Annotated in this window: 12 protein-coding genes and 4 pseudogenes; 8 read left to right on the top strand and 8 right to left on the bottom strand. The window is 43.5% G+C overall.

Translation table 11 applies throughout. The features are described 5' to 3' along the window. Nucleotides 1–2 precede the first annotated feature (2 nt). Entirely contained in the window at nt 3–1028 is a 1026-nt protein-coding gene (locus RDV52_RS00055) for an Eco57I restriction-modification methylase domain-containing protein (protein ID WP_262903636.1), read from the top strand. A gap of 454 nt (nt 1029–1482) precedes the next feature. On the opposite strand, the gene RDV52_RS00060 is transcribed toward RDV52_RS00055, so the two are convergent. Genes RDV52_RS00060 through RDV52_RS00070 form a run of 3 tightly spaced genes read right to left on the bottom strand, consistent with a single transcriptional unit; the run spans nt 1483 to nt 8517 of the window. Beyond that, on the bottom strand, nt 1483–4821 hold the full coding sequence (locus tag RDV52_RS00060; protein ID WP_115098647.1) for an Eco57I restriction-modification methylase domain-containing protein: 3339 nt from the start codon (nt 4819–4821) through the stop codon (nt 1483–1485). Between the two features lie 10 nt (nt 4822–4831). Then, nucleotides 4832–8314 carry a helicase-related protein gene (locus RDV52_RS00065; protein ID WP_040557317.1) on the bottom strand — a complete coding sequence of 1161 codons (3483 nt, stop codon included), beginning with the start codon at nt 8312–8314 and terminating at the stop codon, nt 4832–4834. Next, nucleotides 8314–8517, bottom strand: a complete 204-nt coding sequence (locus tag RDV52_RS00070; protein ID WP_004367614.1) for a helix-turn-helix domain-containing protein — start codon at nt 8515–8517, stop codon at nt 8314–8316. Before RDV52_RS00070 ends, RDV52_RS00065 begins: the two co-directional genes overlap by 1 nt. 353 nt (nt 8518–8870) lie before the next feature. Between RDV52_RS00070 and RDV52_RS00075 the strand changes: the two genes are divergently transcribed. From RDV52_RS00075 to RDV52_RS00100, 6 genes and pseudogenes are all read left to right on the top strand, one after another. Continuing rightward, on the top strand, nt 8871–9179 hold the full coding sequence (locus RDV52_RS00075) for a DUF3853 family protein (RefSeq protein WP_004367610.1): 309 nt from the start codon (nt 8871–8873) through the stop codon (nt 9177–9179). After that, nucleotides 9176–10227, top strand: a pseudogene (locus RDV52_RS00080) (AAA family ATPase). The gene RDV52_RS00075 and the pseudogene RDV52_RS00080 overlap by 4 nt, the downstream one beginning before the upstream one ends. Before the next feature lie 180 nt (nt 10228–10407). Continuing rightward, nucleotides 10408–10842, top strand: a pseudogene (locus RDV52_RS00085) (CHC2 zinc finger domain-containing protein); the annotation flags it as partial. Nucleotides 10843–10966: 124 nt separating this feature from the next. After that, nucleotides 10967–12145 carry an IS4 family transposase gene (locus RDV52_RS00090; RefSeq protein ID WP_115098571.1) on the top strand — a complete coding sequence of 393 codons (1179 nt, stop codon included), beginning with the start codon at nt 10967–10969 and terminating at the stop codon, nt 12143–12145. Between the two features lie 36 nt (nt 12146–12181). Then, nucleotides 12182–12640, top strand: a pseudogene (locus RDV52_RS00095) (toprim domain-containing protein); the annotation flags it as partial. A gap of 114 nt (nt 12641–12754) precedes the next feature. Then, complete coding sequence (locus RDV52_RS00100; RefSeq protein WP_004367599.1) at nt 12755–13174, top strand: plasmid mobilization protein; 420 nt, start codon at nt 12755–12757, stop codon at nt 13172–13174. 28 nt (nt 13175–13202) lie between these two features. Here RDV52_RS00100 and RDV52_RS00105 read toward each other — a convergent pair. Next, nucleotides 13203–14107 (bottom strand): annotated as a pseudogene (locus tag RDV52_RS00105) (IS982 family transposase). Between the two features lie 134 nt (nt 14108–14241). Between RDV52_RS00105 and RDV52_RS00110 the strand changes: the two are divergent. After that, nucleotides 14242–14844, top strand: coding sequence for a DDE-type integrase/transposase/recombinase (locus RDV52_RS00110; RefSeq protein WP_004367593.1), 603 nt, complete (start codon nt 14242–14244; stop codon nt 14842–14844). Nucleotides 14845–15167: 323 nt separating this feature from the next. On the opposite strand, the gene RDV52_RS00115 is transcribed toward RDV52_RS00110, so the two are convergent. The 4 genes from RDV52_RS00115 to RDV52_RS00130 all read right to left on the bottom strand — a co-directional run bounded on the left by RDV52_RS00115 (nt 15168) and on the right by RDV52_RS00130 (nt 21715). Beyond that, nucleotides 15168–16475 carry a DUF1302 family protein gene (locus RDV52_RS00115; RefSeq protein ID WP_004367591.1) on the bottom strand — a complete coding sequence of 436 codons (1308 nt, stop codon included), beginning with the start codon at nt 16473–16475 and terminating at the stop codon, nt 15168–15170. Between the two features lies 1 nt (nt 16476). After that, nucleotides 16477–17256 (bottom strand): outer membrane lipoprotein-sorting protein, encoded by a 780-nt coding sequence (locus RDV52_RS00120; RefSeq protein WP_004367589.1) that lies wholly within the window; start codon nt 17254–17256, stop codon nt 16477–16479. 11 nt (nt 17257–17267) lie between these two features. Further along, nucleotides 17268–19685 carry an efflux RND transporter permease subunit gene (locus tag RDV52_RS00125; protein ID WP_004367588.1) on the bottom strand — a complete coding sequence of 806 codons (2418 nt, stop codon included), beginning with the start codon at nt 19683–19685 and terminating at the stop codon, nt 17268–17270. A gap of 302 nt (nt 19686–19987) precedes the next feature. Then, nucleotides 19988–21715 carry an ABC transporter ATP-binding protein gene (locus RDV52_RS00130; RefSeq protein ID WP_115098618.1) on the bottom strand — a complete coding sequence of 576 codons (1728 nt, stop codon included), beginning with the start codon at nt 21713–21715 and terminating at the stop codon, nt 19988–19990. Nucleotides 21716–21718: the final 3 nt, after the last annotated feature.

The following is a 21718-nucleotide window of genomic DNA, read 5'->3' on the forward strand; positions in this document are numbered from 1 at the left end:
TTATTGGGAATCCACCGTATGGGGCTAAATATGATAACCAAACAAAGAGGTATTACAAGAATACTTATGTAACCGCAAATAGCATTCGTGGCTTGCAGAAAGGGTCACTCGACACATATACACTGTTCATTGAATTGGGCTATAACCTACTCAGACGGAATGGCAGCTTTGCCTATATCGTTCCAATATCCTTGACTTCAAGTGATTCCCTCACAGGAGTACACCGTTTATTGATGAATAACTGTGACACCATTCATATTTCATCATATTCAGTTCGCCCCAAGCCTGTATTTGAGAATGCCGTCGTGAATACTTCTATATTGCTATTCCAAAAAACGGAAACACCTTGTCAACATCTTTATTCCACAAAGATGTACAGAAGAGGAAATGAGCTTGATTTACAAAAGCTTATTGACAATCTTAATTTTTCTAATGTGTATGGTTATACTATGATAGGTCGCATTCCGAAGATTGGTTGTGAAATGGAAAAAGACATTCTTATAAAAATCTTCAACAATACTCCGATTAGGACTCTTTATGACGACAAGGGTGATCCTATCTATTATAGGACAACTGGCGGTAGGTACTTTAAGGTTGTAACCAATTATCCGACTGGTTCAACTAAAGAAAAGCCATTATATTTTCAAAAACGACTATCGAATGCTATTGGTTGCATTCTTAGCAGTTCTTTGGCTTTTTGGTTTTACCAAATCTATTCCAACAACCTTGATTGGAAGACATACGAGATTGAGAACTTCACCATTCCACAGCTTACAACTGAAAACATTGAGTATCTTGACAAACTATATTCTCGGTATCTAACGGACATAGAGTCTAAGGCAAATGTCAGAACAACATCTGGAGAGTCCACTTACAATGTTGATTCATTCAAGGAATACAAGATTGTACGCTCCAAGGGCATCATTGATGAGATAGATGACTACATTTGCCCACTATACGGCTTGACCCAGAAAGAAACGGACTTTGTCAAAAATTACGAATTGCAGTTCAGGCTGGCAGGAGAATAAAGGCTCTATAACGTTTCGTGTGGGTTGTTTGACCCAATTAGAATAATATCTACTGTATTCATAGAAAGAAGTTATTTGTTCAGTTTAGTTTTACTCTTTAGCCAACGAAATAAGATGTTTTTAAGGTCTTAATTCATACTATGTTTGTGAATGTTTACCATCATTTGCTGTGGTGCGGATACTCTGCACATGTGATGCGGAGGGTTAAATTTACTATGATATATGAATGACAGGGGATGAATTGTGAGCAAAACGTTGTAATACTAAGAATAAACAGGAGGTGTGTAGAAGCTTGTTTAGCTCAAACTCCTTTATATTTGTAGATTAATCCGTCTTCTTCTGTTCAGTCATAAAGCCTTTAAACATAGGAACGCTGGCAAGAAAAAAATATTTACCCACACGATTCGTTATAGAGCCAGAATAAATGATAATTGGAGGACAATTCCTCCAATTATCATTTGGTCTTACTTTTCTTCATACGCCTAAATACCATGTCTTGAAGCGTATTTACAATATAAGCTTCTTCTTTGCCTAATCCAAAGAATTTAAGGACAATAGCATCTATCATTTTATGTTGATTGTCATTGAGCGTTGCTGATATACTCGTATCTATCACTTTATCCTTAACTGTCATATATAGGGCAAAAATTTCAGACGGTTTGTTAAAATTGTAGCAAATAGGTATGCTCTTCAAGTCTGTTGCCTCTGCTTTTAACATTCCGCCTCCCAAGTTTGTTCTTCCTGTAATTTCTCTTAAAAGCCAGAACAATGATGAGTTACAAAATAGCCATATGTTTAAGGTTTCTTCTTGCGACAAATCACCATAAATTTCAACATAACTTGATGTATAGCCAGAGCATTCGTTAATGCTACAGAAATGTGTCCCTATTCCTCTTGGCATTATAAGAAGAGGTTTTTTCCTACTGCTTGAGATGTCGTCTTTACTGACATAACAAGACGAATTATTCCAACTATAGGTTGGACCAATCTCTGATGTATAATACGGATAAGTTCGAGAAGATTGACTATAAACAATATGACTTTTAGTTAGATTTAGTCCTTGTCCAATGCTTATCTTTGAAGAAAGACTTTTATCTTCAAGTTGGCTTATAGTTTCTATAATCCGTAATAGTTTCTGTTCAGCTCTAATGATACCCCCCCACTTGTAGTTATGCAATAATTGATCGCTTGATAAGAATTCTTTTAGAGTAACATTTTCCGTATCATGCATGGAAAATGTATTACATGGATATTTTTCAAGACTCCCATTACAATGAAAGAACTTAACAGGAAATTTATCATTGCTCTCGTTTCTGTTACTGATGATGGTTATAATAGTGTTTATATCAGCTGTTTCAAAGTATTTGTACTCAGAATCAATAATTGCATGAACTTTACACTTCTTCAATAAAAAATTCTGAAACAGTTTTCCGTAGTCTGTGGAAAGCCACGAATTTTCAGTGATAAAGACGTTGTACCCATTTGGGCTCAATAATCTCAGCGATAATTCATAGAAGAAAATCAATAAATCTGCACCACGGGGAAAGGCTCTCGCATCTGACAATCTTCTTTTTTGAATCTCACTCTGCAAACTCACCTTTAATGATTCTGGGAAATTTGGACTTCTCGATTCTAAATACGGCGGATTACCAATAACAATATCGAAGCCCTCTTTTGAGGGTCGTGAGAAGACATCGTTAAACCAAGTGTGCCAGAGGAAGAACTGCGAGTTAGGCAATTCCATATTTTGAACACTTTCTATCACGTTTTTATAATGTTCTATATTTTTCTCAGCTCCTGCAATGGTTTTCTTTTGCTTGTCCGTTAGGGTCGTAGATAAAAGAATCTGCTCTATTTTCTTCTCTTCTCCTCGCTTGTACGTATCAAGTGTATAAGTAATAGTATGCCTTACATTGTCATCAAAAGATTGGCGGAGACACGCCCGCTCATCGTGATCAGTCACCTCAAAATAACGTTTCAAATTAGCTTGAAACTCTTTTAATTTATCTGTTTGAGTAAAAATCTTTTTTATCTGCTGTTCTTCCAATTCTCCAAACAGATTGCGTTGAGGTTCATATATTTGTAAGTCCGACATTGTTGCCAGTTTGCTTAGATCTATACCTTCATAACTTTCCAGTAGGGAGTTTCCCTGCATTATTTTGAAGTCAAGGTTAGGGAGTGCCTCTGGTGTCTTTTCGTCTACAATCAGAGCAAGCCAAAAGCGTAGTCGGGCGATGTCAACGGCACCTCGTTCAATGTCAACACCATAGATATTGTTTTGAATGATATAGCGTTTGATATTAGCTGCATTTTCTATAATGTTTGGTTCTATCGCAGAACGACAGAAGAACAACTCGCGCAGTAAACCCATAGGGAAAGCACCCGAGCCAATAGCAGGGTCGCATATTTTAACGTCCAAAAGTTTCTGTTCAATATTTGCTTTTAAGTCGCCAAGCAGTTCAGCATCATGCGTTGTAACAAACTTGCGAATAGCCTCCTTATCTTCCTCGTTTTGATCTGTTTGCAAATAAGCTATCAAACTCTCACGGCACATATATTGTACGATTTCCTTTGGTGTATAAAATGCGCCCTTATCCTTATTATCCTCCAACAGGTTTTCAAAGATGCGCCCAAGCATTTCAGGGTCAACACCTACTTCTGCATCATTAGGGTCATTCTCGTCGATGGTAAAGTTGTACTGTGAGAGCATTGTAAGTAAACTATCAAAGTATTCCGCAGGAAATTTTACTGCAAGTTCATCAAGATAGTCACGTTCAAACAAGCCACCATTGAGATAAGGGATACGACAATTGCGAAAGCCCTCCACCTTTGTGTCATAAAGGTCGTTCTTTTCAGAGCGATTCTTATCTAAACCTTCCGAAAAAAGATTCTCTAATATGGCATCAAGAAAATTCTCCTTTTGTTCTTCAGAAGCATTCTCAAAAAGGTGCAAAATGAAGTTACAATCACCTTTGCCCCAATCTTTGCCTGCTGGAACACCGAGCCATCCTTTTTTCTGAAGAAAATGCAAGAAAACAATTCGACCTAACAGTTTCTTTACATAATCACGAATAGGCTTTTCCTCACGGTCACGAATTTTGTCTGCCGTCATACCAGCATGGTCAAAATCTGTGTCGATGAAATTCTGTCGCATTCCATTGGCTGGGTCAACCATATAATTGACAAAAGCCTCATACTGAGCTTTGTATTTCCCAAAGAACTCTTTTGAAAGTGCTTCAACATTGAACGCATCTTCGATATCTTTTATCGAATAAGTATCTCTTTTATCATATATTTTTTTAAAGTTCTCAGCTGCAGTACGACAAGACTGTCCAGGACCCAGCAAGAAGGTGTATCGTTTACTGTCTGTGACTTCTTTCTGACTACCTTTCTTATGACAGAAAGTGAAGCGCCAATCCCAACGAGTATCGTTCTCATAGTGAAAGAGCATAAAGGCACTGGAATAATTCTCCATGACCTTACGGATAAGGCGTTGAATATTTACGCGGTTTCGCTCCATCATCACACGATCACTAACCGTGACATCGAAAATCTGTAGTGGCTGCACTCCTACGTCTATCTGTCCCACCTGCTTGATACTACATATTCCTGTTGCTTCAGCCAATGGTTTCTCTTCAGGACTATTCTCCAAGAGTTCTGTCTCAGAAAGAGATTCAAATTTATCTTCACCAAAAATGGGGAAAATAACATTGTCTACGAATGAACTCCAGCCTTTATATTTACTGCTTAAATACCCCTTTAATGTCTCTACGCTTAATATTTCTTTTTTCATAAGTTTGTCTTTACTTGATAGTTCCTAAAACAATAGATGCTACGCCCTGCTTATTTTCTACCTGCGCAACAAGTTTACCAATCTCACGTTCCAAAATTTCATCAATATCCTGTTGCTTGATGGCAAAAAGGCTTTGGTTACGATGTTCTAATTCGTGCTCTATTGCCAACATCTGTTTAATGACATCAAAGTTACCTTTGTCAACAAGTTTTCGTGCACTCTCCAGAAGTCTCTTTGACTTTGCTGAGATAGTATCGTTCTCATAGAGTTTTACGACGATTCCCTGTGCCAGCGTACGTTTATCTCCAGCCCTTGATCTTTTAATGCGAACGAAATATTGATTATACGTCTTTAAGGCTTCATCCGAAAGTTGCTGCCAGTCATCGGGCAGTGGTATGCGCTTAGCATTCTCATCTACTCGCATTTCCTCAAGCAGCTCAAGTAAAGATATTATCTGAGTACCCTTTCGTCCATCTTCCTCTTTACGCATTCTGATGGCCAGCCGTGCAGAGCGAGGAGCTTTCACAACAAAGTAAGCGGTGCCACTTGTTGCCTGTGCCATCTTCCATTCGCTCTCAGTTTGCTCTATCTGCAGATAGCGTTCAGGATGTGCCTTCTTGTATTGTTTTAATTCAAAGATATACTTCTGCAAAGGCGACTCCTCACCGTTAATCGCCTCGACAAGTTCATGATGCACAACCGTTTCCTCTTCTGAGAAAATCTTGCTGTCCTCACCAAAGAGTATATGGAATGATTGCAACTTAGTGTGTGCTTTGCGAACCAACTGTATTTGAGCATCACCTTCAGCACTTGGCATAAAGTTATACACATAAACGAATGGTTCTTTACTGCCAATACGGTTTACACGTCCAATACGCTGCATTAAGCGGGTGGCGTTCCAGGGCGTATCATAGTTCAGAATGACATTGGCACGATGGAGGTTTACGCCTTCAGCTAAAACCTCTGTCGTAATAAGAACATCATAGTCATCTTTCCACTCACCATCATAATTTGCATCGAAATTTTCCTCAATCGTATGTTCCATTTCATCACGGTTAGCAGCAGTAATGGCAAGAACTTTGTAGCCCTTTGCTCTAACAGCTCTAACAAGCGATTCAACCGTATCTATTGCTTCGGAGAAGATAACTAATTTTCCTGACGTATTCTTTTGAGGATTGAACAGTTCAGGCTTGATATTTTCTTTGAAGGCATCAAACTTTGGGTCCTGTGAGTTACGTGCCCATCGGTCATAGAGCTTAGAAATGAGTCGGAAGTCTTCTTTCAGTTGGGTATAGTATTCCTCTTTAAAGTCCTTACGCGTATATTCAGCATTTTGTCCTTTCTCGTTGCGCCCTTGTTCTGTCAGTTTCAGTATTTTGCCCCTGATGTCTTCTACACAATCGCTAAATGATACTTTCTTTCCTCGTTTTTTAGTCTTTGCCTCGTAATCAAGCTCTTTGTTTACATCGATTTGTGGACATACAAAGATAGTATCATTCTCCCACATCTTAATCATGTTCTCAGTGTAATAGCGCAAGTTCAATAGAGATTGTGTAAAGGCCGAGAACGAACTTTCAAGACGTTTCACAAGAAGATTCTGCATTATGGTAGAAAGTTGTTTAGCCACATCACTCACACCACGGTTGCCACGACCCGTATGTTTCTTTTCGTTGGCAGGATTGGTAAAGTATTCTATGGCACGATAACGGAAATACTTCAGCCACTCATCCGTCTGTAACTTTTCTACTTCCGTAGGAGCAATAATCGTCATTGTATCAGAGAAGAGCTGAGCCAACTCATCTTCCATAACATATTCAAGATTATTTGGTCCAACAATCTCAGGAAAGATCAGCCCTTCTGCCTTCATATCGTCGCCGTAATATTCTTTAACGTCAGTTCTTGTTCTGCGCTCAAGGATATCAATTAGAATGCAATCACGTATTTTCTTTGAGGCAGCATTGAGCCGCACCCGACGTTCGTCAGTTGGAATGTCATGGATAAGTAGCCCTGTTTCCTTGTCTACTTTCGGCTTACTAATAAGGAGGTCATACTCTCTATTTATGTCGGCAAAGAACTTTTCTATATTTCCTCCTTCAGCCTTCTTTAGCGTACTATCATTATGGTTGCGCTCAAAAAGGTAAATTTGATTCTTCAAATCATTCGGACGATTATTTTGCGGTGTGGCAGACAGAAGTCCAATATAGGGGTATATGCCTGTATTAGAGCCAATCTTCTGTATCAGTTGGTCAAGCGACTGATACATCAGTGTGTTGCTGTTGCGGAACTTATGACTCTCATCAATAATAATGAGTCCATAATCCTTATCTTGAAGTGTTCCCTCAAATTCACCAGTATCAGCACTGTCATCGTCGTTATCTTCCCAACTTTCATCCTCGGTAACATTTCCGATTCGTCCTGTTGTTATAAAGTCAATGTATGGCGCAATCTTATCGTCAGAATCTTTGTCGAACATGGTAATAGCCTTCTTCCAACCCGACTGAATGGCAGGAGGGGTAATGACCAACACCTTACGTTCTCTACCATCATCTTCTGGTACGGAAAGAAAACGCTTGATGATAAGCGTTCCAATGATTGTCTTACCAAGTCCAACCACGTCAGCCAACATAAAACCACCATGTTCGCGCATAATACTAAGACATCGCTTGACGGCTTCTATCTGATATTTCAATTTGTGAATCTTTGATGGTAAATAGGCTTCTATCTGTTGTCCGAGCGATGCATCTACGACATCCCCAAATTGAATTTGCAACAATTTGATATACTGCTCATAGGGGGTAAACTCTTGAACAGCATTTTTTTGTATATCAATGTAGATAGGCGACTTCTTGATAACCTGCTCCAAGAACTCCTGTATCCAGTCTTGTGAGCATTCCCACTTCTCTTCAAACCAACAAATATGTCCTTTTGAATTTGATCCATGAGTGGGGCGAGCTGTAATACGTGTGGGGTCGGTCTCAAGATAATTCAATTCGGCATTTCCCAATAATCCCTTCTGCGTAAAGTTAGAACTACCAATGATACCATAAGAAAAAGATGGACCTGAAAAAATATAACACTTAGAATGTAAGAATTCGTCTTCACCTTTGGCATTTTTCGAATAGATGCGTATCTGTATTTTACCATTCCCACAATACTGAAGCAGCAGATTGATAACACTCTTGTACTCATCATTTATTTTAAGGTCGTGTATGTCAGTCCGTATAAAATCATAAGGATAGCTTGCATCCTTATACTTTGGGTTTGCAAGTAACGAGGTATAAACTACAGGGTCTTTACCTATAAGAAGTTCAAGCGAGGTCCCATCACGTTCCAAAAAACTTGTAAGTGCATTGAGAACAAGCGTCATACCAGGTATGTCCCAATACCCAGTTGCAATCTGTATTTTATCAATACCCTCTGCCAAAATACACCTCTTGATGTAATTTTGCATAGAGAGTGCCTCAGAAGAATTATCTATAAGGTTATTGTGCATCATTTTACTAATTCTTTGGGTGAAACATTGAGCAAATCTGCCACCTTGAAGATGGTAGCAAGATTAGGCTGCTTGCGATTGCAAACATATGCATTGGTGATACTGAAACTCATGCCAAGTTCTTTGGCTAACCATGTTTGGGTGATGCCTCGCTTCTTCAAATGCACCTTGATAAGGTTGCTATGCTCTTTCTTCTGTCCCATTAGATGATTATATATCAATATTAGTTACAAAGATATGAACTTATAATGAATAAAACGAAGAAAAATGGAACTTTCATGCTATTGAAAATAGTTTTTCCTGTGCGAGAATACCAAAAGGAATCTCTTAAACAATCAATGATGATTGAAAAACAATGTGTTTGCCCGAAATAGTCTACTTTAAAAATGCATGTTGAGCGTTTTTAATAGTCGCTGATATCCTTGTGTTTCCCTATACTTCCCACAATATCCTAACCTCTTGGTAGAACATTAAAAGCCCTCTACTTTTGCACCGTCAGACCTGACTGAATGCCCTATGCACAAGGGCGAGTTATTCATTTCAAAACAATCGAGTTATGACGATAAACGAATTATTGGGAAAACCTGTTTGGCAGATGACTGGTGAAGAATTGCTTTTCCTTGCACAACACGGTAATATATCTACGAGCATGGAATCAACAAAGGCTTCTTCCTCCAAAGAAGAAAAGCGATATGTGTATGGGTTGGCAGGCATTGCACGCCTCTTCGGGTGTAGTTTGCCTACAGCTAACCGTATAAAGCAGAGTGGTAAAATCAATCGTGCCATTACACAAGTCGGTCGTAAGATTATTGTTGATGCCGACCTTGCGCTGGAATTGGCAGGACGAAAGACAGGAGGACGATGATGAATACAACTGATTATGAATACATTTGGCGAAAGTCTCTCATTCATGTAACCGATGAGTTTGCACTTCCTCCTGTTGTACTGCAAGCAGGCGAAGCCATCATCGGTACGCTGGGTAATTTCAGTGTATCGACAGGTAAGGCGAAAGCCAAGAAGACTTTCAATGTGAGTGCTATCGTTGCAGCAGCTCTTGTCAATGGGCAGGTGCTGGAATATAAAGCATCATTTCCTGAAAGTAAACGCACTATTCTTTACTTTGACACGGAGCAAAGCCCTTATCATTGCCAACTCGTGATGCAGCGCATTCTGCGATTGGCAGGACTGCCAATTGATAGAGAACCCGAGCATTTGAAGTTCAGCCATCTCAGAGCCATTGCCGACCCTAACGAGCGTAGAGAAATCATTCGTTATGCCATCTACCATACGCCCAACGTGGGACTGGTAGTCATTGACGGCATTCGAGATTTGATGCTCGACATCAACAACTCAACGGAGGCTACCAAATTGGTGGGCGACCTGATGCAATGGACGAGTGAACAGAATATTCACATTCAGACTGTGCTTCACCTCAACAAAGGAGACGACAACGCGCGAGGGCATATCGGCACGGAACTCAACAACAAGGCAGAGACAGTCTTGCAAATCACGAAAGACAACACGCTGCCAGACCGAAGCATCGTTGCTCCAGCCATCATCCGTTCTAAACCCTTTAACAAATTCGCTTTTCGCTCAAGGAGGTAGAAGATGAGGTTTGTATTCCCCAAATAGACCTCTCGTATTCGGACAATGAGCGAAAACCACATCGCGTCTCCTATCAAGAGTTAAGCGGTAATGAACATCGAATGGCATTGAAACAAGTATTCTCTACGAATGAAGTCTTGCCATATAGTACACTAATCGTAACTCTCAAAGAGGCTTATACTAAGATGGTGGGACAATCCTACGGGCAAACCAAACTCAAAGAACTCCTACAATTTCTGCTCAATAAAGGTATGGTGGTCAAGGAAGAGCGAGGGAAATATCGGTTCAACAGAGATTCTCTGCCCTAAAACCGTTGGTCGGTCGGACGCAGGCTATATATACCTGAACCAACCCGACCAAAGAGAAACGAGTTTGGTCGGTTGCAAATGGGTGTCTATAGTGTACGACCGTCTGACCAAACAATTATCAACCAGCCTCCAAAAGAAAAAGGCGGCGTTAATTTCATTTCAACTTAAAACAAAATCACAATGGAAATACAAAATATCAAGCAAATTTCTATCACAGATTATTTGCAACAACAGGGCTATGCGCCTGCACGAGTACAAGGCATTCACTATTGGTACTACTCTCCGCTGCGCAATGAGCGCACACCATCCTTCAAAGTCAATACAGAGCGCAACCAGTGGTACGACTTCGGCTCGGGCGAACATGGCGACATCATCGACCTTGTATGCGCTTTACATCGTTGCACTACCAGCGAAGCCATCAGGCTTTTGAGTGGCGCTAAACAAGTAGCGCATCAAGAATTTTCTTTTGGCGGTAAGAGAAAATTCTCTGAGCGCAAGTTGGAAATCCTATCTGCGCAACCGCTCTCCAATCCCTATTTGCTCCGCTATCTCGCAGCACGTGCTATTCCTCTTCCCGTAGCCAGCGCCTACTGCTCGGAAGTTCTATTCCAAAATTACTAGTGGTGCAATAAAATTGAAGCCACTTCTATATTGATTTGATATTTAATCAGTTATAACGTTCTTAGTTTTTTTGATTTGAAATGGTAAGAGTAATTTTGCAGCCTAAATCTGCAAGATTATGAATATTGGAAAGTACATATTCTCTCAAGTCATAGACTTTGTTCCTCGTTACCAGTTTGATAAACTTGTCACGAAATATAAAGGTGATAGACATTCAAGAGAATTAAACAGCTATAATCATCTGTTACATTTATTGTTCGGTCAGATTACTGGCTGTGATTCCTTAAGAGACATATGTATGTGCCTGACAGCACATCATAATATATTGTATCATTTAGGAATTCGCAAAACAGTCACTCATTCTTCGTTATCTCGAGCCAATGAGAACCGCAACTATCACATATACGAGGAACTGGGCAAATATCTCATTGAACAAGTACGTCCATTGTATTCAGAGACAAAATTGTCAGAGGTATCTGTTGACAATGTACTTTATGCTTTAGACTCCACAACAATATCAACAAGCATAGTGCTTGCAACCTGGGCTTTGGGTAAATACAGTAAGGGAGCAGTTAAAATGCACACATTGCTTGATTTACGTGGAAGCATTCCTGCCAGCATTCATATTACAGACGGCAAATGGCATGACAGTAACGAGCTGGATAGGATTGAGCCAGAGCCACTTGCATTTTATATGATGGATAAGGCATATGTGGACTTTGATGCATTATACAGATTTCATAAGGCTGGTGCATTTTGGATTTGCCGTCCAAAAGACAACATGCGATATGAGATTGTAGACCACAAAGAAGACTTTGATGTAAGCACTGGAGTAAGAGGCGATTTTACAATACGCCTAACTACATGCAAATCCAGAAAGCTATATCCTGAACATATCCGAAAAGTGTGTTACTATGATGCAGACAACGGTAAAGAAGTCGAATTCATAACCAATAACTTTGAGATTGAAGCATTAGAAATTGCAAATCTCTATAGACACAGATGGGATATTGAGGTCTTCTTCAAATGGATCAAACAAAATATTGTTGTCAAGACTTTATGGGGATTTTCAAAGAATGCGGTAAGCACCCATCTGTGGGTTGCAATTATCACATATCTTCTAATTGCCAAGATGAAGCATGAGTACAAAAGCCCATATTCAATAACAGAGGTGGCTACTTTAACAAGAATTTCAGTACTTGAAAAAGTAAACTTGAAAGAGCTTATAACGAAGCAAGACCCTCTTCCATCTCATAATCAATATGTCAAAGAACGATCTCTTTTTGATGATATTTAATTACCGTGCAATTTTATTGCACCAGTACTATTCCAAAATATGAAACGAACATACAATGCCATTGGATTTGCAAACGATGCTTTGGGATGGGAAATCCGCAATATGTATTTCAAAGGATGTGTCGCTCCGAAGGCTGTTACGACGATTAAAAGAGGTGCTGGTCGCTTGCAAATATTTGAGGGTTTTATGGACTTTCTTTCATGGAAAACACTCAATCCATCTTCAAAGAGCGATGCCATTGTTCTCAACTCTTTGGCACTTTTGCCACGCATTCAAGAGCAAATAATGGGCTATCAAGAAGTAGAAGGTTTTCTGGATAATGACGATGCCGGGCGCAAATCTTTTGCCGTTTTGAAGCAAATGCTTCCGCAGATCGTTGATGGCGCAGCACGCTACCGAAAGCATAAGGACCTCAACGAATGGCTCGTTGCCCAATCCCAACTCAAATGCAAACAGCCTTTATTACCGACCACTAAGCGTGGCATCAGAAGATAGCGTGTATCCGGGAAGCAAGGTGTGTCTTTGTAACACAAACCGCTGTTTGTATCACAAAGACCCTTGCCTCGGTGCGAGGGAATAATCACTCCAAAGTCGTAATTAGAAGCTAAAATGGAAAAGGAAACGAAACATAGTTTAGAACCGAAACAAGCAGAAAAGCCCCGTTGGGATAACTGGCATGTACGCCTGCCTAATCCCAAAGACCAGCAAAGGGTTATCGATTTATTCCAGAAATCAGGAGCGGAAACCAAATCGGACTTTGTGCGTGGGCGTATTCTTGGTGAGTATTTTAAGGTGATAACAATGGATAAATCCGCCGTGGAATACTACCGAAAGCTCTCAGAACTGACGGCGCAAATCCATAAGATTGGCGTGCTGTATAACCAAACCGTGCGTGCCATCAACAGTTATCATTCGGTCAAGACCGCTCAGATTCTGCTTGAAAAGTTAGAAAAACTGTCGGCTCAAATCATTGCCTTGCAAGAGCAGGCTATCAATCTAACCATTGATTATAGAAAGAAGAAGTATTGAGAATTTAGTTAACGTGAGTTCGACGAATTCAGAACAAAGCAAGCTGTGTATCAATAGTCCTTTGCAGATTTATGCACGGCTTCTTTGGAAACAGACAATAGGCAGCAATAGCCCCTAATAAGTTGACGATGAAATTGTCAAAGCATCTATGCCTGGAGTGTTCCACTTGTGCAATGTTCTTAAGTTCATCATTCACCGTTTCTATAATGGCTCTTTTTCTGAGTAAAAGTCTGTCTGAAACACTCATTAAAGATCCTTTCATGTTACTTTTCAATTTGGTAATAAGTTGCATTCCGTCAACGAAAAGCCTTTGAAAGAGGTTCTTGCCGATGTATCCCTTGTCACCGACTAGCTTACCATATATAAAATCTGTGAATGCTTTGTACTCCAAAGGTTTACGGTCATCAACATCTCCCGGCGTTATCATAAAGTTGAGAAGCTCTCCTTTCTCATTGCAAATCAAATGCAATTTGAAACCGAAGAACCAACCCATGGAGCATTTTCCTCTTTGAGCTATGCCTTTGAAAACCTTGTGAATATGTATTCTTTGGTTTTTGCAGACACGCAGTGGTGTGCTGTCAACGAAGCTTATGCCCGTACATTTGCCCAGCAGGACCTTCTTGATAAACAAGGTTAAGGGTAGGCTACCTCCCTTTCCAATTCTACTATACGGTTATAAGAAACAACTTTTGGAAACAGATGGCGAAGATGCTTGCATACTTTTTCAAGATAGAAATGTTTAAAGCAGCGATAACCGGAGTCGTGGAAAAGAATCATTATCAGCATGACTTCTGCCTTTGACATCGTGGAACTTCGATGATATTTTCTTTTTCCAGCAGGTTTTAGCGCATATTTTGTTGTCATAGCATCAAAAAACTTGCAGAAGTCGTCTGCCATACAAAATATTTCAGTAACTTTATCTTCGGTGATCATAGCGATTTTTGTTTGTAATTCTATGTATATCAACACTTTAAAATTACAACAGATTTCGCTAATCACCAAATCTATAGACACTTATAATTCATCGAACTTACGTTATATTACATGAAAGAGGTTTATTGGAACGTATGGAGCATGATTTTATCTTTGCAGCTGATGAGTTCCATCATAAGACTAAATTCGCTAATGAGATGTGGCAGACCGATTTTACCTATTTCAAAGTCAAGGGTTGGGGCTGGTATTATCTCTCTACGGTAATTGATGACTACAGCAGGTATATTATCCATTGGGAGTTATGTTCGAGTATGACTTCTGATGATGTATCCAGAACAATAGATAAAGCGATTGAAAAGGCTGGAGTTACATTCCAGAATCCTCCTTGTCTGTTATCAGATAATGGACCATGTTATATTGCTTCCTCTCTCAAACAGTATCTCTGTAAGGAATATAATATCAAGCATATCCATAGTAAACCCTTGCATCCGCAGACGCAAGGAAAGATAGAACGATATCACAGATCAATGAAAAATGTAATTAAGCTAAATCATTCTTTCTGCCCCTCTGAACTGGAAAAGGCTATCGATGGGTGGGTGAAATATTATAATGAGAGAAGATTTCATGAATCGTTGGACAATCTTACACCTAGAGACGTATATTTAGGGCAAAGGGAGAAAATCAAAAAGATAAGAGAAATAATAAAGCAGAATTCAATCAACAAAAGAATTTTTTGATAATAAAACAATGAAATATCAGAGTAAATAACTATATTTGCAGTTGTGCACTTTTGCTTGACAACGTACACATCCTACACCTATGGTAGAACAGATATTCCTATATGGACGTGGCAGTATCAATTGATACACTTTTCTCTTTCACCGATATCAACCTACGACATAACTACAAAAGATATAAAATTGTGATAGAAAGAAAATTAGAATGTAGTTAGAGAAAGACAAGCATTACTACCCTATGATTACATTCTATTTTTCTTCTTTACGCACTTTCACAAGTTATTTTTATTTTGAGTATAATCATTTCATGTATTAAAATGGAATCAGAAACTATACTTCATCTTCACCCACGCTTCGGAGTTCTTACCATACATGGCAAACTTTCCTTTGTCGGCATGGAAATAGTCGTAGCCAGCGGTTAGTTCTATATCGTCGTTGAGAGAATAGGAGGCGGAAAGGCGGTTGAAGATGCCGCCGCTTGCCACGTCGATGTAGGCAAAGGTAGAGAGCTTCAGCGTGTTGTGCAGCAGTTCCTTCGAGAGTCTTGCTGTGGCAAGCCCGGCATTGCGATAGACGGAGAGCGCTGCGAGATTGCCCGATGAGTATTTATGGCAATACTGCAAGCTGATGTTCCAGTCGTTACCCGGATACCAGTCTACCCCTGCAAGGGCGTTGAGGGTGTTGCGCCGCACGGCATTCTGCCCCAAGCCGCTTCCTTGTGCCTCGCCTATGTACTCGGCGACTTCGGCGCGGAGGACAAACTGACCGACGGGCAATGAGCAGTCGGCACCCAACATCGTCATACGGCGGTACTGTCCGTTGATGTGGAGCGTCCTTCCATCGCCCGACAGGGCCGGGCAAAGGGCGGGCAGCTTGTTCCACGTCCGCAAGGCACTCACGGAGAAGTCTATTCCGCTGAGATTGACGCTTGCCCGTCCGCCAAACTCCATATTCTTGATTTTCTTCTCCGGCTTGCCGCTTTCCAATTCGGTGGTATAGGGTAGTGTAGCAGATGGCAGGCGTATTGCCCACGGATTGCGCTCGTCTGTCGGCAACACGAAGAAGTCTGCCACAGGATTGCACACGGCTTCAAGGGTGACCGAACCTCTTGTGTATTTTGCACGCAGTCCGTTGACGGGCATGCGAATGTCGTCGTAGTCTTGTGCGAGAAACTCAGTATAGTCGAACGGCGACACACAATCGGTAACGCGCAGTGCATCCGCCACGCCCCATACGACAATCTGCCGCCCGACGCGCAGGTCGAAGTTGCCCTTTGCATAAGATAGATAAGCCTCGCGCAATTCCAGTCCTGTGCGTTCTTTCAATATTCCGTTGTAGGTGGCGTTTAGGGATAGGAAGAGCGAAGCCGCCCCTTTCTCGAGTTTGAGTTCTCCCCGCGCCCGAGTCCGCGAAGCCATCCAGTCGGCGCGTCCCTCCGTCCTGACGGCATGGTAGGTATCAAGAAAACCTTTCACCTGCACCTGCAAGGCGTTATCGTCCGATGCTTCGACCGTTTCCTGCGGAGTGCATTCCGATCTGACGGTGTCGCTACCGGCTGGTAATGTATTATCGATTTGGGCCGCTGCCTGCACCGAGAGTATCGGCACAAGCAAGAGCATAAATAGTTTCATATCAGAGTCCTTTCTCCAGTTGGGAAACAGTGAAAAGGTTAGGCGATAGCTTTATGTTGAACTTCTGATTGTCCATACGGATAATGGTTTTGTGTCCCGTCTGTACATTCTCCATCTGCATAAGGTGCATCGTCCAGAAGCCCTGCACTTTATTTATGTTGGAAATCGTGAGCCTACGGTGCAGCTTGTTCAGCTTATCGTAGTATTCCGCCTTTACCGCCATCAGGCAGTCCTGCCGAACCCAGGTGACGCGGCGTGTGTAAATCTCATCCTTGTCGTTGGGTACCGACTCTACCACCCAACATTTTTGACCGCCCAACATTTCTTCGCGCAGAAGCGTATGCTTCTCTTCGTCCACGCTGCGGGCGCTCATATCGTTGTAGGTAAAGTCGCTGCCCATGAAGTAATCGGTTTTCGACGATTTCCCGCTGATGCGCCTCGTCTTTTTCATTGCCGGAAGATAGAGCCACTTATCGTCCGTCTTGGCGGTATTGTCGTAGTCCCAAGTGAGGAATCCCGTACCCTTTACGTCACCGGGATAGGTGAAGAACATGATTTTCTTCGTATCATTGCCTATGTCCATTGCCCACGATTCGAGTTTCCTCACACGCTTATGCCCGCTCTTCTGAATGAGCGTCATTTCGATGGTGGCATAACGTGTGTCGCCGTCTGCGCGGTTTCTTACTTTCTGCATGATGTCTCTGCCCGACAGCCCTGCTGCCTGCGCGCCGCACACCGCCAGTATGGAGATGAGCAGCAATGTGAAATGTTTTGTTTTCATATCGTTATATTTTATGGTGTTTTGTTATTACTAAGGAAGTTCGTTTGTCGTTCCTTGGGAAGTTCATTTACCGCTTCCGAGGAAGTCCGCTTATCATTCCCGAATACACGGAGATACTTGAAAAGAATTGGCGCGAGAAAGAGGTCTGCCAGCAGTGCCGACATCATACCGGCCACAGCCAGAATGCCCCAATTGCGCATCTGTGTGCCGTCGGAGAAGACGAAGCCCGTAAACGTAGCCGAGATGACGACTGTGGACATGACGATGGCGAGTCCTTCGGTGCGGAAGGTTCGGTTGATGGCTTCTGCATAATTGCCGCACCTGTCGTATGCCACATGGCTGTGGTTGATGAAATGAATGGTGTCGTCGACGGCAATACCCAAGACCATCGGAATGAGCGAGGCTGTCATCATATCGAGCGGATAGCCCAACCAACCCATCATACCGCCCACGATGATGGCGGGGGCAATGTTTGGTATCATACCCACAAGCCCCACTTTCCAGTTGCCGAAGACAAGCACGAGGATAACGCCTATGACCAATACCGACAACAGCATCGACCACATCTGCCCGCGCTCCACATACTGCTGCATCACGGTGAACTGCGGTATGCTGCCTACCACCGAGACGTGTGCGCCGGGAAAGAGTTTGCGCGCCTCCGCCTGCAAGTCGTTCATTTCCTTTTCCGCCTCGTTGGAGTTGTAGTCTTTCATCTCCAACTGCAACCGCAGCCGCTTGTAGTCGTAATCCATCCAGTATTCCGACTCCGTACCGCCCGCATTCTCATAGAGCAACAGCAACTGCGCCACCATATCGGCATTGTCGGGAATACGGTAGAACTGCTGCTTGTTGCCGTTGAGCGTACAGTTCATATCTTTCACGATGTCGGTGATGGAATTGTGGCGTTTCGTCAGCTTGTAGCCACCCGCAATCTCTGCCAGTCGGTCGAGTTTCTGCAAATTCTCCGGCTTCTTGGCGTCGTTGTCGTGCGGCAAGGTAATCATAAGATCGTAGGAATAAATCGAACCGAGGTCGGTTTCGCAGAGGTCGAGGAATTTCTTTACGTAGGGAATCTTCCGCCCCATCGTCTTTTCGATGTCGAACGCCGGCTCGATGGAGAAGAGTCCGATACCGCAGAAGATAGTCAGCACAACCGACGAAACGACAATGGAACGATGGTTGCGTATCACGAAACTGCCGAACTGTTCGAATCGTTTGCCGATATATCCTTCAAAACTCTTCGACATATCGGCGGCAGGCTCGCGGTCCTTGCCGAACGACAACAGGATGGGTGTGAGCAGCAGGCAGGTGAGCAGCACGGCAAGCAGACAGAGCGAGGTGTTGATACCGATGGCTCGCATCGGTACTATCTTCATTGACAGGAACGTCATCATGGCAGCCACGGTGGTGAGCCCCGACAGCAACACGCCCCAACCAGTTTCGCCTACGGCTTCCTTGATGGAATCCCTGCGCTTGCCTGTTTCTACAAACTGCGTCTTGAAGAAATTGTACAGGTGAATGTTGTAGGCGATGGAGCAGGCAAAAGTCAGTATCACGGCTATCATTGTCGTGGTCATGTCGATGTAGATGCCCGTCCAGCCGATGATGCCGAAACTGATGAGTAGCCCGAACACGGACGTGAGCAGTGGTGCAACAACGCCGCGCAGCGAACGGGTTACGATGAGCATCACAACGATGGAGATGATGAAAGCAAAGAGGAACAGCCGCCCCAGTTCGCTTTTGAGATAAACGAATTTCTCGTAGCCCAGATAGGGCATTCCCGCGGCGTTGGGCGACAGTTCGGCGTATTTCGCCTTGCCGATGATGTGTCCCGCTTCTTTGCCCGTAATCATGTCGGGCGCAATGTCGCTCGTCTTCTTCCACACGCTGTCTTCGGGGAACGGGCGCAGTTTCACCATAATCCACGTCATCGTACCGTCGTGCGACACCATCTTCTTTGCCAAATACGGTTTGCTGTACGCTTTCTGCCGGATTACATTCAGCGAAGCGGCATCAGACGGTATTTCGTCAGGGACAATCTGTTCGATGGTCATACCCTCCTCCGTGCCTACGGCAAATTCAATATCGGTGAGCGACGTTACCTTGTCGGCATACGACAGGCTGTCTTTCAGTTCGTTGCTCAGTTCGCGAATGAGCGTCAGGCTGCGTTGAGAGAAGATTTCCTTGTTTTTCACCAGCACCGCCACATAGTAGTCGTTGCCGAAGATAGACTTGAACTCGTTGGTCTTGAGCAGCATCGGGTCGTCGCTCACGAAATAGTCGTCGAACGAAGTTTTCATCACGATGCGCTTCGCTCCCACAAACGAGAAGGCGATGATGACTGCGAACAACGCACCGACCACAAGCCGGTGGCAGAGTATCCAGTCTGCCAACTGCTTGAACTTACTGTTGATTTTTACGATTTTCATTGTTGTTTTATCTTTGTTGTTATTACTATCTCTGGACGGTTGTCTGTATTATCTCTGATCGGTCGTTATTACTACCTCAGAACGATCATTATTACTATCTCTGAACGGTCGCCAAAAACCTTTAATACTTATGTAATTGGACCAATTTGTCCAACTAATTAGACTAATTTGTCCAGCTCATTGGACTCGTCTGTCCAACTTATTGGATAAGCGCGTCCAATTTGCACGGTCACCATACGCGTCGTAAGCTATATGCTGTTGCTGTTTGCCATAATTCTTTGCGAGCGATTGGTGTAGAGGCATCATTGCCGTTTTTCCTGTTGCAGACGAATCATTCGGGCGAACTCGCCGTTGCGAGCCAACAGCTCGTCGGGCGTGCCCTGTTCGCTCACCGTACCGCCGCTAAGCACCACGATGTGGTCGGCATTGCGGACGGTGCGCATACGGTGGGCGATGATGATAACGGTCTTGTTACGTACCAGTTCGGAAATTCCCGCTTGTATTTTCGTCTCGTTCTCGGCATCAAGGCTTGCGGTGGCTTCGTCGAGAAGTATGATAGGGGCATTCTTCAGCAGGGCGCGGGCAATGGAAATGCGCTGCCGCTCGCCACCCGAAAGGGTTTCGCCATTTTCTCCGATAACGGTATCGTAACCTTGCGGCATTCGGCTGATGAAGTCGTCGCACTGTGCCAGTCGGGCAACGTGGCGCACTTCCTCGTCGGTGGCGTTGCGCTTGCCGATTCGGATATTGTCGGCAATAGAGGCATTGAACAGCAATACGTCCTGAAAAACAATGGAATAGTGTTTCAGCAGCGTTTCAGGGTCAATCTTCGAGATGTCGTTTCCACCCACAAGAATTTGTCCTTCGGCGATGTCCCAAAAGCGTGCGGCGAGCTTGGCAGTAGTGCTTTTGCCCCCACCCGATGGTCCCACAAGGGCGGTAACGGTGCCTTGGCGTGCCGTGAACGAAACATTGTGCAGCACTTGCTTCTCGGTTTCGTAGGCAAAACTTACGTTGCGGAACTCGATGTCGTAGTTTTCGAGTTGTACGGCTGCACTTCCCTCCTGCGTGGGCATACCTTCTATTTCCTTCATACGGTTGATGCGCACGTCGAGGAAGGAGAGAAGGGCAAGGTAGTTGCACACTTCGATAATGGGATTGTAGACCATTGCCGATGCCAAGAGGTAAGCCAAGTAGGTGAATACCGACACTTCGCCCTGCTGCAACAGCCACGCTCCCACCAATATAACGGTGGGCATACCGAGCTTGAGCAGCATTCCGGCGAGGTTGAGGAAGACTCCTGCCACGAGTTCGCCGCGCACCAGCTCGCGTTCGTAGCCCTTCAGCCGCTTGTCGAAGCTGCGGCAGTATGCCTGTTCGCCACTGTACGACCTTATTTCCTGCATACATTCCAGCCCTTCCTGTATCTGTTCGGTTACGCCACGCTTCACTTTATAGTGCTGAACGAAGGCTTTGTGGAGCTGACGGCGCGACAGCAGCAGGGTGGTTACGGCGAGCGGAACAACCCAAAATAGGGCTAAAGCCAAGTGCCAGTTGTAAGAGAACATACCCACGCCGATGATGACGACGCTCAGAGCCGACGCAAACAGCTGGGGGACAGCGTGCGAGAAGGTTTGCTCGAGCATCGTGCAGTCTTCCATCACGGTAGAGGTGAGGTCGGAAAGGTTGCGTTCGCCGAAGAAAGCAAGGGGCAGTCGGCGCAGCTTTTCTGCCACTCCGATGCGGCGTTGCGCACTCTCGTTGTAGACGGTGGTGTAGGTGCTGTCGTACTGTCGGAGGGCTATGAAGAACATAAGCACTGCCAAGAGCACTGCCACAAGCACATAGAACCACAGCGTGTGCGGCTCGGTGGAGGGCTTGGCGTCGATGTATTCCATGAGGAAGAAGAACAAATAGGTGGGCGGCAGCATCAATGCGATGTTCATCAATGTAGAGCAGGCGATGCCTTTCCGCAAGTCTTTCGCTCCTTTTTCGGTGAGGGCGAACCGTTGTTGAAGATATTTTATCATAAT

The organism is Prevotella nigrescens (genome assembly GCF_031191185.1).
GTDB classification, from domain to species: domain Bacteria; phylum Bacteroidota; class Bacteroidia; order Bacteroidales; family Bacteroidaceae; genus Prevotella; species Prevotella nigrescens.